The following is a 14,548-nucleotide window of genomic DNA, read 5'->3' as shown; positions in this document are numbered from 1 at the left end:
GCACCGTAGCAGCGCCGCCGTCTACAGGGAACGGAGCCGCCCTTTTCAGGGGGTAGTGAGCAGGATCTTGCCGGTGTGAGCGCCCGAATCGAAGTACTCGTGGGCCGCCGCAGCATCCGCCAACGCAAAGGTGCGGTGCACCTGCGGTTTGACGTTCCCGGACACCACCAGCGGCCAGACATGCTCGGCAACCGCGTGCATGATGGCGGCCTTTTCCGCCGCCGGGCGGGCCCGCAGCGTGGTGCCGATGACCGCTCCGCGTTTGGCCATCAGCTGGCCCAGGTTCAGTTCCGCTTTGGCCCCGCCCTGCAGGCCGATCACCACCAGCCGGCCCGAGATGGCCAAGGCATCCACGTTCCGCTGCAGATACTTGGCACCCACTACGTCCAGGATGACGTCCGCGCCGCGGCCCCCGGTAGCCTCCTTGATGCGCTCCACGAAGTCTTCCTCGCGGTAGTTGATCAGCACCTCGGCACCCAGTTCACGCGCGACGTCGAGCTTTGCCTGGCTGCCGGCCGTGACCGCCGGGACAGCTCCGAAAGCATCGACCAACTGGATGGCCATGGTGCCGATGCCGCCGGCCCCGCCGTGAATCAGTACGGTTTCGCCGGCCTGCACGCCGGCGGTCATGAACAGGTTGGAGAAGACCGTGGCCGCCACTTCCGGCAGCGCCGCGGCGGTCACCAGGTCCACACCCCGAGGTACCGGCAGCACTTGGCCCGCAGAGACCGCCACCTGTTCGGCATAGCCGCCGCCGGCCAGGAGCGCACAGACCTCGTCGCCGACCCGCGGCGCGGTGACGCCGGCCCCCACCGTGGACACCCGACCGGACACTTCCAGACCCGGAATCTCGGACGCGCCCGGCGGCGGCGGGTACACGCCGTTGCGCTGCTGGACATCCGCGCGGTTGACCCCGGCGGCAGCCACATCGATCACTACCTCGCCCGCCGCCGGCTGCGGGGCTTCCGTCTCCCGCAGCCTCAGGACCTCGGGCCCGCCTGCTCCCTCGTAAAAAACCGCTCTCATGCCTGCCTCGCTCACCTAGTCCGGGACGCAAAAACCTTGAGGGTGCGCGCTTTGCCCGGGTACGCTCCTCCGTGTCAGACTACAAGGTGAGGAAGGTTGTCCGAGCGGCCGAAGGAGCTGGTCTTGAAAACCAGTAGGCGGTAACCCCGTCTCATGGGTTCAAATCCCATACCTTCCGCTTCAACAGCAGGTGTCCTGGCCGTGAGGCCCGGGCACCTGCTGCTTTTCCACCACATGAAGACGCGGCGACCCGCCGGAGAAGACGGGCGCGCATTCTGCCTCCCCCGCACCCCCGGTATAACCTCGGCTAGGAGCCGTTGCACCAAAAGCCCGAGGAGACCCCGTGCCCAGCCAGTCCGCGCCAGTCCGCCGCCACCCACTCAAGGCGGCCGCCGTCGTCGTTCTCTTGGCAGCGCTGAGCGGTTGCGGATTGGGCGACGCCCAGGAACCGCCGCGGGATGAATCCGGTGCCGTGACCGAGGCCGCTTCCGCCGGCGCGTACGCCATCAAGGTGGGCGACTGCCTGAACAACCCGCACGCCGAACGCCTCACCGAGGTGGAGTTTGTGCCGTGCGATCAGCCCCACGAGCTGGAAGCGTTTGCGGCCAGCAATTTGCCCGACGGCGACTATCCCGGCGACGCAGAAGTGGCGGCCAAGGCCGAAGAGTTCTGTCTGGCCGAGTTCAAGGCCTTCGCCGGCATCCCCTACGACGACTCCGCGCTGGAGCTGATCCATCTGAACCCCACCGAGGAAAGCTGGAGCGGCGAGCAGGACCGTGAACTGCTCTGCCTGGTGGGCGCCAAGGACGAGCCGACCACCGGCACGCTCAAGGACAGCCGCCGCTAGCGCAACGGCCTCGGCCCTTCTGTCAAGGCTTGGCGAACGTTTCACCCTCTTTGAAGCTCTTCTTTCATAGAAGTGTTCCGCTGCTTCTGGCCCTCGGGTAACCTCCCGTTCATCCCTTCCAGTTGAACTGGGGAGCGGTGCTTGCACCGTGCAGCCGTGCCGCAGCCGTTCCCTGGGTGCGCGGATCATCACTTACACCTTGAGAGATAGGGCCAAATGGCTACTTCATCACCGAAGACCGCGCTGGCCGCGGTCCTGACCGCAGGCCTGGTGGCGGCGCCGTTCGCGGCGTTGCCCGCGCATGCGGCCGATCCGGTCGACCTCAACCTCCTGAGCATCAACGATTTCCACGGGCGGATCGACGCGAACACGGTCAAGTTCGCGGGCACCGTGGAACAGCTCCGGGCGCAGAACCCCGAGGGGACGCTGTTCACTTCCGCCGGCGACAACATCGGTGCCTCGGTCTTCGCGTCTTCCACGCAGCAGGACCAGCCGACCATCGATGTGCTCAACGCCTTGGAATTGGCGACGACGGCGGTGGGCAACCACGAGTTCGACCGCGGCTTCGCGGACCTGACCGACCGTGTAACCCCCGCGTCCAAGTACCCGCAGCTGGGCGCCAACGTGTACCGGGCCGGCACTACCGACCCGGCGCTGCCCGAATATGAGCTGGTCCCGGTCAACGGCGTGACCGTCGGCGTGGTCGGCGTGGTCACCGAGGAGACCGCCTCGCTGGTGTCCCCGGGCGGGATCGCTGACCTGGAGTTCGGCGACCCGGTGGACGCCGTCAACCGGGTGGCTGCCCAGCTGACCGACGGCGCCGGCGACGAAGCCGACGTCATCATGGCGTCCTATCACGAGGGCGCCAACACGAACACGGACCTAGCCAGCGCCGTGGCGGCGAGCGCCGTGTTCAACCGGATTGTCAACGAGACCAGCGCGGACGTAGACGTCATTTTCAACGGCCACACCCATCAGGCCTACAGCTTCGATGCCCCGGTTCCGGGCGCGGACGGCAAGACCCGGCCGGTGGTGCAGACCGGTTCCTATGGCGCGAATATCGGCCAGGTCCAGCTGAGCTATGACGCCGAAACCGACGAGGTGCTGGCGCACACCGCCGCCGTCGTGCCGCGGACCGGCACCGCCGATGCCGAACTGGTGTCCGCCTACCCGCGGGTGGCCGAAGTTTCTTCGATTGTCCAAGCCGCGCTGGACAACGCCGAGGAAGTCGGCGCCCAGCCGGTTGGCTCGGTCACCGGTGACATCACCACCGCCTTCCTTCCCGACGGTCCGGACGCGGATACGGAGCCGGACCGGGACGACCGCGGTTCCGAATCGACGCTGGGCAACCTGGTGGCCGATTCGCTGCTGGCATCGCTCGCCTCCGCCGAACGAGGCGGTGCGGAAATCGGTGTGGTAAATCCCGGCGGGCTGCGCAACGAGCTCTACTACGCGCCCGACGGCACGGTCACCTACGCCGAGGCCAACGGGGTGCTGCCCTTCCTGAACAACCTGTGGACCACCACGCTGACCGGCGCGCAGGTCAAGACCCTGCTGGAGCAGCAGTGGCAGCGCACCGCAGCCGGCGAGGTGCCCAGCCGCGCCTACCTGCAGCTGGGCCTGAGCAAGAACGTCAACTACACCTACGACGCGGCGCTGCCCGAAGGCGGGCGCATCACCGGCGTCTGGGTCAACGGCGAACCGCTGGATCCGGAGCGGGGCTACCGGGTGGGCACGTTCAGCTTCCTAGCCCAAGGCGGCGACAACTTCCACGTCTTCAACGAGGGTGCCGACACCCGCGACTCCGGTCTGGTGGACCGCGACGCCTGGATCGACTACATCCAGGACAACAGCCCGCTCTCCCCGGACTTCGCCCGCCGCACCGTGCAGGTTACCGGGGCACCGGAATCCATCGGACCCGGCCAGCAGGTCAGCGTGCAGCTCGCCAAGCTGGACTTGACGTCGCTCGGTGCTCCGGTTAACACCGAGGTGTCGCTGGCGTATGTCGACGCGGCCGGCACCCGTTCCGATCTGGGGACCTTCCCGGTGGCCGACGGCGGTGCCTCCATCGAGTTCACCGCTCCGTCCGCGCTGGACGGCGGCTACTTCGAACTGAGCGCGGCCGCCTCGGGAACCACCGTCCGGCTGCCGTCCGCCATCGAGGCCGGCGGCAGCAGCGGCGGTGACCATGTGGTGATCAACGAGGCCTACCTGTCCGGCGGCAGCGCCGGCGCGGCCTACGTCAACAAGTTCATCGAGTTGTACAACCCCACCGACGCCGAGGTCAGCCTGGACGGCTGGTCGCTGCAGTACCGCTCGGCCGGCGGAACCGGAAACCCCACCGGAGTGGCAGCCCTGTCCGGCAGCATTGAGGCCGGCGGCTACTACCTGGTGCAGGCAAACTCCAACGGTAACAACGGCGAGGAGCTGCCGGAGCCGGATCTGGTGACCGGCCTGGCCCCGTCCGGGACCAACGGCACCCTGCTGCTGGCCAACCAGACCGGCGCGGTGGCCGACCTGGGCACCGGTTCGGTGGTGGACCGCGGCACTGTGGTGGACCTGCTGGGCTACGGCACCTCGAACACCTTCGAGACCGAAGCGGCCCAGTCGCCGAAGAGCAACACGGACGTTCGGTCGATGAACCGCGCGGACGGTGCCGATACCAACAACAACGCGGCCGACTTCAGCCTCAGCGAAGATATCTCCCCGCAGGGATCCGGCGGGGGCAACGGCGGCGGCGATCCGGAACCGGAGGCAGCCAGCATCGCCGAAATCCAGGGCACCGGCACGCAGTCCCCGCTGGCCGGCAAGTCGGTGAGCACCCGCGGCGTGGTGACCGCCGCCTACGCCACCGGCGGTTTCGACGGCTACTATCTGCAGACCGAAGGGACCGGCGGCGACACCAACACCACCGACCGGACCGCGTCGGACGCGGTGTTCGTCTACTCCCCCGAAACGGTCGGCGACGTGCAGGCCGGCGACTTCGTGGAGGTCACCGGCAAGGTCAGCGAGTTCAACGGCCTGACCGAGGTCACCGTCGCCGCCGAGGGACTGACCGTCCTGAAGGAGGCCGCGGAGGCGCCGAAGGCAGCGGCCATCGGCTGGCCGGCCACGGAGGCGGAGCGCGAGAAGTTCGAGGGGATGCTGCTGGCGCCCCAGGGCGGCTTCACCGTCACCGACAACTTCTCCCTGAATCAGTACGGCGAGATCGGCCTTGCCGCCGGCGACTCCGCGCTGGTACAGCCCACCGCCGTCGGAGCCTACGGTTCGGACGAGTTCTGGGCTGAGACGGAGAAGAACGCCGCCCTGGCCGTCACGCTGGACGACGGCTCGAGCGTCAACTACCTGGGCGCGGACGCCAATAAGGACATCCCGCTGCCCTACCTGTCCGCAGAGGATCCGGTCCGGGTGGGTTCCCCGGCCAGCTTCGCCACCAACGTGGTGCTGGATTACCGGTTCGATCTCTGGCGTTTCCAGCCGCTGAACCACCTGACGGTGGAGAACGCGGAAAGCGTCCAGCCGGCGTCGTTCCAGAACACCCGCACCGATGCTCCGGAGCAGGTCGGCGGCGTGAAGCTGGCCTCGTTCAACGTGCTGAACTACTTCAGCACCACCGGTGACCAGGTGGCGGGCTGCGGTTCCTTCACGGACCGCGACGGAAACCCGGTCACGGCCCGCAACTGCGATGCCCGGGGTGCCTGGGACGCGGAGAACCTGGAACGCCAGCAGGCCAAGATCGTGGCAGCCATCAACGCGCTGGACGCGGACATTGTGGCGCTGGAAGAGATCGAGAACTCCGCCCAGTTCGGCAAGGACCGCGATTCCGCCCTGGCCGCGCTGACCAAGGCACTGAATGCTGATCTGGGCGACACCCGCCACAACGGAAAGCACTCGGGCAAGGGACCCCAGCACGGCGGCTGGGACTACGTCCGGTCGCCGGAGGAGCTGCCGGCGCTGGCAGATGAGGACTTCATCCGCACGGCCTTCATCTACAAGAAGGACGAGGTGAAGACGGTCCAGGAGTCGGTGATCCACAACGACACCGAGGCCTTCGCCAACGCGCGCAAGCCGCTGGCCCAGGCGTTCAAGGCCAAGAACGGCCCCTCGGATACCTTCGTGGTGATCGCCAACCACTTCAAGTCCAAGGGCTCCGGCCCGAACTCGGGTGAGAACGCCGACCACGGCCAGGGCGCCTGGAATGCAGCCCGCACCGCGCAGGCACATTCGCTGGTGGACTTCGCGGAGCAGATGCAGGAGAAGTTCCGGACCGGCAAGGTTCTGCTGACCGGCGACTTCAATTCCTACGCGAAGGAGGACCCGATCAAGGTCCTCACCGAGGCAGGCTACGTGGACCAGGGCGGCAAGACCGGCGAGCACAGCTACAGCTTCGGCGGCATGGTCGGCTCGCTGGACTACATCTTCGCCTCGCCCGCAGCGGACGCGAAGGTCAAGGGCGCCGACATCTGGAACATCAACTCGGTGGAATCGATCGCGCTGGAATACAGCCGGTACAACTACAACGCCACCAACTTCTACGCCCCGGATCCCTTCCGGGCCAGCGACCACGATCCAATCATCGTGGGCCTGGACATGGAGAAGGACCGCGGCAACGGCGGGAACAAGCGCTAACACCCAGCTCGACCGACCGGCCCTCCCACCCGGGAGGGCCTGTTGTGTTTCCGGGCAGGGGCGGCGTCAGCGGCCCTTGCCTCCGCTGCCAACGACGGCGATGCCCGCCTGCGCGGCGTCAGCCAGGCTTCTGGTCTCGGCTGCGTCCAGGATGGCGCCGGCTATCCGGTCGGCGTCCTGCAACGTCCGGCCGCCGGTCTCCCCGGATGCCCCGGCCTCGGCGGCAATCGACGTGCCCCACTGCACCGAGGACAGCTGCAGTCCGATCACGTACAGGTTCTGCACCGGCTGCCCGTTCCGGTCCAGCGGCCGGTACGGCGGCTGCGTGACGTCCAGGCCGGAACCTGTCGCCGGCGCCCCGTTGGGTCCAATCATCAGCTTGGGCCGGGCCAGGCCGTCTTCCAGCATCCGGCGCAGCAGCGAGGACCGGTTGTGCGCCACCCGGTTGGCCGGCATCATGGCCTCCACCAAGTAGGCGGCGCTGTGTTCGGCGCCGTCGACCCACGGCGAGGTGACCCGGAAGCGGCCGGTGTCCGGATCCACTTGGTAGACCGGTTCGGGGCCCGCAAACTCGACGATGCCGGCCCGCGCCAGGGCGGCCAACTGCTCGATGCGCTGGGCCGGCGGGCCGCTGGCCAGCCCCTCGACCAGCGGTTCGAACCAGCCGCGCAGCTCGGCCAGCCAGGATTCCTCGGTGATCCCGCCGTCGGCCACAATCTTCTTCAACAGCGAGCGGCCGGCGTTCAGGGTCCCGACGGCCATCTTGAGCGGATCATCGGTGCCGCGCGCTGAACCCTCCGCGTCGGCGTCCAGATAGTCCAGCACCGCCTGCTGATGCTCCGCCGCGGACGCGAATTTATGGCCGCTGAAGGGCTTGGCCAGGCCTTCCACGTCCAGCAGCCTGTCCTCGCTGACCCGCTCGGCCAGGTACGCCCGGACCCGGGTCAGCAACGTGCGGTTCCCTGGCTCCCATTTCTCCGCCAGTAATTGGTCCAGCCCTGCCAGCAGCTCCTGCGGCGCCACCTTCAGGCAGTCCGGTTCCACCCGCGCCAGAGTGGAGTAATAGGTCCAATAGACGTCGCGGTGCAGCATGGGCCACAAATCGTGGTCGAAGCCCGGCTGCACGCCGGCCTCGGCGAACAGGCGGGCCGCGTGCGTGGTGAAGTGCCGCAGCTCCACACCGGCCGGGATGTAGCTCTTGATCCTGGCCTTCGCACGGTAGGGGGTGCCACGCCGGGAACCCGCCACCAGCCGCGGCTCCTTGCCCGACGGCAGGTAGGTCAACGGCTCGCTGTCCGTCGCTGGCACAAAACGGCCGCCGCGGCCCTCGGTCACCTGGATCATCAGGTCGAAGAAGTTCAGGCCCATTCCGCGTACCAGCACCGTGCGACCGGGCGGAAGTCTGCCCCAGTCCACGTCTGCCGGCAGATTGGGCGCCAGGTAGTGCAGGCCGTGCCGCGCCGCCGCGTCCTGGAGCTGCTGCTGCTCCGGGTTCAGCGCCGCAGGCACATGCCCCAGCGCCAGTACCACGGCGTCAGCGGGCAGGTTGGTGCCGTCATTCAGCTCAAGCTGCCACCCGCTGTCGTGCCGGGCCAGGCCGGTGGCTTCGGCCGCATGGACGGTCAGCGAGGCATCGGCTCCGGTGCGCGCGGCCAGATGCGCGAAGGTCCAGGCCAGGTAGCGTCCGTACAGCGCACGGCTGGGGAAGTCGGCCGGCCCCAGCGCCGCCGCCTCCTCGGCATCGTCCGGCGGCACGTCCGGGATGCTGCCGGCGGCTACCGCGGAGCGCCAGGCCTCGAAAGTCATCCCGGCCAAAGGCTCGGGTCCCACGTGCTCGGTCCCGGGTGCCGGCACCACCGTGGGGAACAGGCAGGGCGTGTTCATCAGGAACAAGCGGGACTGGCCGGGCTGCCAGACATGGCCGGGCCCGGGCGGGAACGGATCCACCAGATGGATCCGCAGCCGGGCTCCACCGCGTGCGTGCTGGTTGGACAGCAATCGTTCCAGCACGGAGGTGCCCCGCGGGCCGGCGCCCACGATCGCTACACGAAAAAAGCCCGGATGATCCACGCTTTCTAGCCTACGGCCTGCCGAGCGGCGCTTGGACGGGCGGGGCCAAACGGCGAGCGCGCCGGGCGGGGCCATGGGCGGGCGCGCCGAGCGGCCGCGGGCCTTCCGCGGACTGGCTATCGGACGGTCCCACTTCCCCCGGCCTGCCAAAACTCCCCGCCTGTACAGTGGACGCCACATTCGCCGGGGAAGGGCCAGCATTCCTCCTGCTCGCCTGGAGGACCCCCGCGCCCCGGACCACGGGGGCGGAGCAGCGCCAGCTTTGCTTACCAGTGGAGGGCAATGTGGCGCATACCGTCCGCGGAGCGGTCACGAGCCCCGCGGGCAAACACCCCGTGAGCGCCCCGCCCCGAAAGACAACGTGGCCCCGGCCGGAGGCAACGGGCGCCGGCCGCAGGTCATGACCCTGCTGGCAACCGCGAGCGCTCCGGGCGCCCGCGGGCGGCATGCCTAGGATGGAGGCATGGCCCAGGACCCCGCGCAGGACAGCACGCATTTGCCCCAGGACGAGTTCATCTGGCTGGAGGATATCTACGGCGAGGAGCCGCTGGAGTGGGTGAAGGGACAGAACCGGCGCACCGAGGACAAACTGGTGGACGAGCAGTTCACTGCCCTTGAGACCGGCATCCTGGAGGTCCTCGACGCCGAGGACCGGATTCCCGGCGTCACCAAGCGCGGCGCCTACTACTACAACTTCTGGCGGGACAAGGCGAACCCCCGAGGCCTGCTCCGGCGCACCAGCTGGGAAAGCTACCTGACCGCCTCCCCCGAGTGGGAGATCCTGCTGGATGTGGACGCGCTGGCAGCGGCCGAGGGCATCGAGTGGGTCTACGCCGGTTCCGCCTTCCTGCGGCCGGCCGACGGCGTCAGCTACCGGCGGACCGTGCTGCGGCTGTCGCCCGACGGCGGCGATGCCGTAAGGCTGCGCGAGTTCGACGTCGAGGACCGGGCCTTCGTCACCGGCGGCTTCGACATCCCGGTGGCCAAGAGCTACGTTTCCTGGCTGGACCAGGACCGGATCCTGCTGGGCACCGACTTCGGCCCCGGCTCGCTGACCACGTCCTCCTACCCGCGGACCAGCCGCATCCTGCAGCGCGGCCAGGATCCGGCTGCGGCGGAAGAGTACTTCGACGTCCCCGAGGACCACATGCTGGCCCAGGTGGGCCACGACTCCACCCCCGGCTTTGAACGCGACGTCGCGGTGGACGTGATCGACTTCTTCAACTACCGCACCTACCTCCGGCGCGACGGCGGTTGGCTGCCCATCGACGTACCCACCGACGTGAACGTGGACCTCCACCGCCAGTGGCTGCTGATGAGGCCGCAGGGCGACTGGGAAATCGGCGGCACCGTCCACCCCGCCGGCTCGCTGCTGGCCGCTGACCTGGAGGCCTTTCTATCCGGCGAGACCGCCGTACAGGTGTTGTTCGCCCCGGATACGGCAACCTCGCTGCAGTCCTGGAGCTGGACGAAGAACTACCTGCTGCTGAACCTGCTGCACGATGTGTCTTCCCAGGTGCGGGTGCTGGATCCGGCGGCGGGCTGGTCCGCCTCGGAGCTGCGGGATTGCCCGCCGCTGCACGCCGTGGATGCCTCGGCGGTGGATGACGAAGAGTCCGACGACTACTGGCTGGTGTCCACCGGCTACCTCACCCCCTCCACCCTCTCGCGCGGCACCATCGGCGGGCCGGCGGCGGAAGTCAAGGCGTCGCCGTCGTACTTTGATGCGGCGGAAAACGAGGTCCAGCAGCACTTCGCCACGTCCAAGGACGGCACCCAGGTGCCCTACTTCCAGGTGTCGCCCAAAGACCTCAAGCACGACGGCGGCAATCCCGTGCTGCTCTCGGGTTACGGCGGGTTCGAGATCGCCAGGACACCTGGCTACAGCGGCACCGTGGGCCGGGCGTGGCTGGAACAGCGCACCGCAGACGGCCGCGGCGGGGTCTACGTGGTGGCCAATATCCGCGGCGGCGGCGAGTACGGTCCGGGATGGCACCGGGCGGCGCTGCAGGCCAACCGGCACCGGGCGTATGAGGACTTCGCCGCGGTGGCCCAGGACCTGACGGACCGCGGTGTCACCCGGCGGGAGCGGCTCGGCTGTGCGGGCGGATCGAACGGTGGCCTGCTGGTGGGCAACATGCTGACCAGCTACCCGCACCTGTTCGGCGCAGTGTCCTGCGGAGTGCCGCTGCTGGACATGGCCCGCTACACCAAACTCTCCGCCGGCTACTCCTGGATAGCCGAGTACGGGGACCCGGAGGATCCGGCACAGTGGGAGTTCATCCGCACCTTCTCGCCCTACCACCTGCTCCAGCCGGGCACCGAGTACCCCGACGCGCTGATCTGGACCGCCACCTCGGACGACCGGGTGGGCCCGGTGCAGGCGCGGAAAATGGCCGCACGGATGCTTGAGCAGGGCGTTGAGAACGTCTGGTTCCACGAGGCCTTGGAGGGCGGACACGCCGGCGCCAGCGACAACAAGCAGACCGCCCGGCTGCAGTCGCTCTCGCACACGTTCCTGTGGCGGGCGCTGACAGGCTAAGCCGTTCGGCGGTTTTGCTCTTGACCCTTGGTTCTGGGTAGTCTTGTGTGGCTAGCAATAGCGTATGGAGACGTGCCAGAGCGGCCGAATGGACTTCACTGCTAATGAAGGGTCGGGGTTAAACTCGACCGGGGGTTCAAATCCCCCCGTCTCCGCGTCAACTCCCCCGGGAAACCGGGGGAGTTTTTGCGTCTTGAGGAGCGGTTAGCACCGCGCGGGCCCGAACCACATGGCCAGCGCCTCCCGCAGCCCGGACTGGGACCCGTCTCCGGTCCACGCCACATAACCGTCGGGCCGGATCAGCACTGCCGCGGGGGCACTGACCGGACCGATCACCGGAAGCTCCCACTCGCCGTCATACGTGGCATCCACCAATTGCACCGGCTCCGCCCACGGCCCCAAGTGGATGCTGCCCGGCGCGCCGAGGTTGAGCAGCACCGCACGGGCTTGGTGCAGGAGAGTGAACACCCGCAGCCTGCCGTTGCCGGTGACGACGTCGAGATCGGGCATCCGCCGCCCGAGCAGCGGGTGTCCCTCGCCGAGATCGTAGTGAACGTCCAGGCCGGAAATGAGCCCCGCCACCTGTTTCCTTGCCTCGTCGATGGTCAACAGGCCGGCCACCGTGTCGGCCAGCGCACCGATGCGTGGGTCGGCCCGCTGCATGAGCGACTGTGCCATCGTGTGCTTTAGTGCGCGGGCCCCGGCCGGGTGCCGCTCCGCATGGTAGGTGTCCAGCAGGCTGTCCGGCGCCGCGCCCTTGACGACTTGGGCGAGCTTCCAGCCGAGGTTCACGGCATCCTGGATGCCCAGCCCGATCCCCTGCCCGCCCGATGGGGCGTGGATGTGCGCGGCGTCGCCAGCCAACAGCACCCGGTCGCTGCGGTAGGCGGCGGCCTGCCGTGTGGCGTCGGTGAACCGGGAAATCCATCTGGGATGGTGGACCCCGAAGTCGGTGTCATAGATCTCGGTCAGCGCCTTGGCCAGGTCGGCCAGGGTGGGCTCGGTTGCCGGTCCGAGTTCCTTCTCGGTCACGATCACCCGCGTGGTCCGCCCGTCCTCCATCAGCTGCAGTCCGTGGATCCCCACCTCGTCAATGCGCGCGCCCGCCGGTGTTTCCTCTGTGGCTTCCACTTCCGCGATCAGGCTGCTCCTCGTCGCGGCCCAGCCGAGGAACTCGATGCCGGCTGCCTTCCGGACCGCGCTGCGTCCGCCGTCGGCGCCGATCAGATATTTTGCGTGCGCCCGCCCGCCGTCGGTGAACCGCACGTCCACCCCGCTGAGGTCCTGATCGAAACCCGCCACCTCGTGCCCTCGACGGACCTGCACGCCCAGTTCCTCGATCCAGCCGGCCAGGATCCGCTCAATATGGTTCTGCCACAGGCCCAGCGTGTAAGGGTGCCTGGTTGGAAAGTCGCTCACGTCCAGCTTTGTGGTCCCGAAGATCGCTGCCTGGACGCGCTGCCCCTCGGCGAGGAACCGGTCGGCGATCCCGCGCTGATCGAGGATTTCGATGGTCCGGGAGTGGAAACCGCCCGCACGCGAGCCCACCAGCTCCGGGATGGCCCGGCGCTCCACAATCACCGCATCCACGCCCGCCAGGGTCAGCTCTGCGGCCAGCATCATTCCGGTTGGGCCGCCTCCGGCAACGATCACATCGGCCATCGCAAGCACCGCCTCTCAACGCTTTTCCGTGCGCCGCTTCCCGGGCACATCCGGGCCAGTTTGCGGCACGACGGGGGCCTTGCCGCAAGCCCCCTTCCGCGCGATACCTTGGAAGTGGCGGGGACGACGTGCGGAGACCAGCAGCGGCGCGCCGTCGGCGGAGCCGCTTAGACGCCTTCGACTGCTTCGAGCCGGCCGGCCCGAACCGCCTCGGTAAAAGCCTGGTAATCCTTCTCGTTCTGGTCCGCGTAGCGCTCGGCGAAATCGGTGATCGAGACGTCGAATTTGGCGCTCTTGCCCAGGTAGGCGGCGATCGCGATCGGGTCACCCGATCGGGCGTGTGCGCGTGCCAGTGTCCAGCCGCAGGCGTTGGCATAGAACGTGAGGCCGCGCGGCTTCATCACTTCCACCACGGCTGAACCCTTCATGTCCCGTAGCTGGCGCCAGTACAGATACCGGTTGTCCTGCGCGCCCTTGGTCCAGCCCAGGAAGATGTCGCTGGCGGCCTGCATCATCCGCTGACCCTGCACCACGCGCTCGCCTGGCTGCCGGAACTTGCTCTTCGGCAGGTGGTCCTCGAGCACCGACCGCGTGGCCTCCTTGACCTGGAGGAACAGCGGATCCTGTTGATCGCGCCCCTGGAGCAAGGCGATGAACGCCCGCGTTCCCACGCTGCCGACGCCCACGACCTTGCGGGCGACGTCGATGACTTCGAATTGTTCCAGCAGGTAACGCCGGTCTTCCGGCAACGTGGCCCGGTACGACCGGAGCTGTTCCCGAATCAGGTGGCCAACCTCATCGCCAGACATGCCATACGCATCTGCCAGGTCCCGTGCGGGGATGATGATGGGCGGCTGGCTGACAATTTGGTAGCTCCCGTCCACGCGCTCGGCAAGCTTGGAGAGCGCGTGCAGGCTGTCCCGGGCGTGGGCCTTTTCGAGGCCCTGCCGCGCCGTTTTTCCCATGCGCTTGGCTGCCTTCTTGAGGGCCTTGCCCTTTTGCGTTGCCACGGCCAGGTCGATGGCTTCCATCAACTGCTCTTCGGAGAGGCGGGCGTACCAAATGTCCAGCGTGCGCATTTGCGCGAACTGGGCCATCGCTTCGCGGTAGGCGCGAACCGCAGTGAGGGTCACGTCGTATGTGTCGTCCTTGCTGAACGCGTTGTTCCGCGCCGCGATGGTGAAGCTCGCTGACATGCGTTTGACGTCGTACTCGAACGGTCCCGGAAGTGTCTCGTCGAAGTCATTAAGGTCGAACAGCAGGTTCCGCTCGGGCGAGGCGAACACGCCAAAGTTGGACAGGTGGGCGTCCCCGCACAGCTGGGAGTCGAGACCGGCTCGCGGTGTGTCCTTCAGATCGGCGGCCATGATCTTGGCCGCACCCCGGTAGAACGCAAACGGTGAGACCAGCATCCGGCCATGACGCACCGGAACCAGGTCCTTTTCCCTGGTCTGGTTCTGTTTCTCCAGGAGTGCTATCGGGTCGGGTCGGTCGGCGGCGGGAACCCAGCCCGTGTGGCTGGCGACGGGTGTCTTTTGGCGGCATTCCTTGCCCTGGGCTGCACGCTCCTCGACGCTCGGATGCTCGACCTTCTTCTCGGCCATGCTCGGCGACCTCCCCTGATCCTAGGAACCGCCACCATCAGACCAGCACTAGTGGCCCCGAAACGTTCGGGAGCCGCCTGGCCCGGCTCTGGTCACCTTCGCCCAGCCCTGCAGCATCTCGTCCGCATTGACACTGCGATTGTGGCCCCGGCGGGGCCAATCGTCAAC

Annotated in this window: 7 protein-coding genes and 2 tRNA genes; 5 read left to right on the top strand and 4 right to left on the bottom strand. The window is 67.9% G+C overall.

Translation table 11 applies throughout. The features are described from left to right. Positions 1-45: 45 nt before the first annotated feature. Complete coding sequence (locus AB0N75_RS04830; protein WP_364645875.1) at positions 46-1,026, bottom strand: NAD(P)H-quinone oxidoreductase; 981 nt, start codon at positions 1,024-1,026, stop codon at positions 46-48. Positions 1,027-1,116: 90 nt separating this feature from the next. On the opposite strand from AB0N75_RS04830, the gene AB0N75_RS04825 reads away from it, so the two are divergent. From AB0N75_RS04825 to AB0N75_RS04815, 3 genes are all read left to right on the top strand, one after another. Then, positions 1,117-1,204: transfer RNA gene (locus tag AB0N75_RS04825), tRNA-Ser, on the top strand. Positions 1,205-1,369: 165 nt separating this feature from the next. Beyond that, positions 1,370-1,873, top strand: a complete 504-nt coding sequence (locus tag AB0N75_RS04820) for a septum formation family protein (RefSeq protein WP_364645872.1) — start codon at positions 1,370-1,372, stop codon at positions 1,871-1,873. Between the two features lie 216 nt (positions 1,874-2,089). Next, positions 2,090-6,502, top strand: coding sequence for an ExeM/NucH family extracellular endonuclease (locus AB0N75_RS04815; protein ID WP_364645869.1), 4,413 nt, complete (start codon positions 2,090-2,092; stop codon positions 6,500-6,502). A 66-nt stretch (positions 6,503-6,568) separates the two neighbouring features. On the opposite strand, the gene AB0N75_RS04810 is transcribed toward AB0N75_RS04815, so the two are convergent. Then, positions 6,569-8,572 carry an FAD/NAD(P)-binding protein gene (locus AB0N75_RS04810; protein WP_364645866.1) on the bottom strand — a complete coding sequence of 668 codons (2,004 nt, stop codon included), beginning with the start codon at positions 8,570-8,572 and terminating at the stop codon, positions 6,569-6,571. A 463-nt stretch (positions 8,573-9,035) separates the two neighbouring features. Between AB0N75_RS04810 and AB0N75_RS04805 the strand changes: the two genes are divergently transcribed. Continuing rightward, a complete protein-coding gene (locus tag AB0N75_RS04805) occupies positions 9,036-11,114 on the top strand; it encodes a prolyl oligopeptidase family serine peptidase (protein WP_364645863.1) in 2,079 nt (692 codons plus the stop codon). Positions 11,115-11,180: 66 nt separating this feature from the next. After that, positions 11,181-11,269: transfer RNA gene (locus AB0N75_RS04800), tRNA-Ser, on the top strand. Between the two features lie 49 nt (positions 11,270-11,318). Here AB0N75_RS04800 and AB0N75_RS04795 read toward each other — a convergent pair. Both AB0N75_RS04795 and AB0N75_RS04790 read right to left on the bottom strand, forming a co-directional pair. Next, entirely contained in the window at positions 11,319-12,776 is a 1,458-nt protein-coding gene (locus AB0N75_RS04795) for an FAD-dependent monooxygenase (RefSeq protein WP_364645861.1), read from the bottom strand. A gap of 167 nt (positions 12,777-12,943) precedes the next feature. After that, positions 12,944-14,380 carry a DUF2252 domain-containing protein gene (locus AB0N75_RS04790; protein WP_364645858.1) on the bottom strand — a complete coding sequence of 479 codons (1,437 nt, stop codon included), beginning with the start codon at positions 14,378-14,380 and terminating at the stop codon, positions 12,944-12,946. Between the last annotated feature and the right edge of the window lie 168 nt (positions 14,381-14,548).

It is taken from the genome of Arthrobacter sp. NPDC089319 (genome assembly GCF_040684925.1).
In the GTDB taxonomy this organism is placed as follows: Bacteria; Actinomycetota; Actinomycetes; order Actinomycetales; family Micrococcaceae; genus Crystallibacter.
Note: the sequence above shows the minus strand (reverse complement) of the source record. Positions and strands in the feature narration are given on the sequence as shown.

Excerpts from the sequence above, each read along its gene's own strand:
- AB0N75_RS04815 (WP_364645869.1), top strand. The coding sequence starts at position 2,090 with ATGGCTACTTCATCACCGAAGACCGCGCTGGCCGCGGTCCTGACCGCA.
- AB0N75_RS04805 (WP_364645863.1), top strand. The coding sequence starts at position 9,036 with ATGGCCCAGGACCCCGCGCAGGACAGCACGCATTTGCCCCAGGACGAG.
- AB0N75_RS04790 (WP_364645858.1), bottom strand. The coding sequence starts at position 14,380 with ATGGCCGAGAAGAAGGTCGAGCATCCGAGCGTCGAGGAGCGTGCAGCC.
- AB0N75_RS04830 (WP_364645875.1), bottom strand. The coding sequence starts at position 1,026 with ATGAGAGCGGTTTTTTACGAGGGAGCAGGCGGGCCCGAGGTCCTGAGG.
- AB0N75_RS04795 (WP_364645861.1), bottom strand. The coding sequence starts at position 12,776 with ATGGCCGATGTGATCGTTGCCGGAGGCGGCCCAACCGGAATGATGCTG.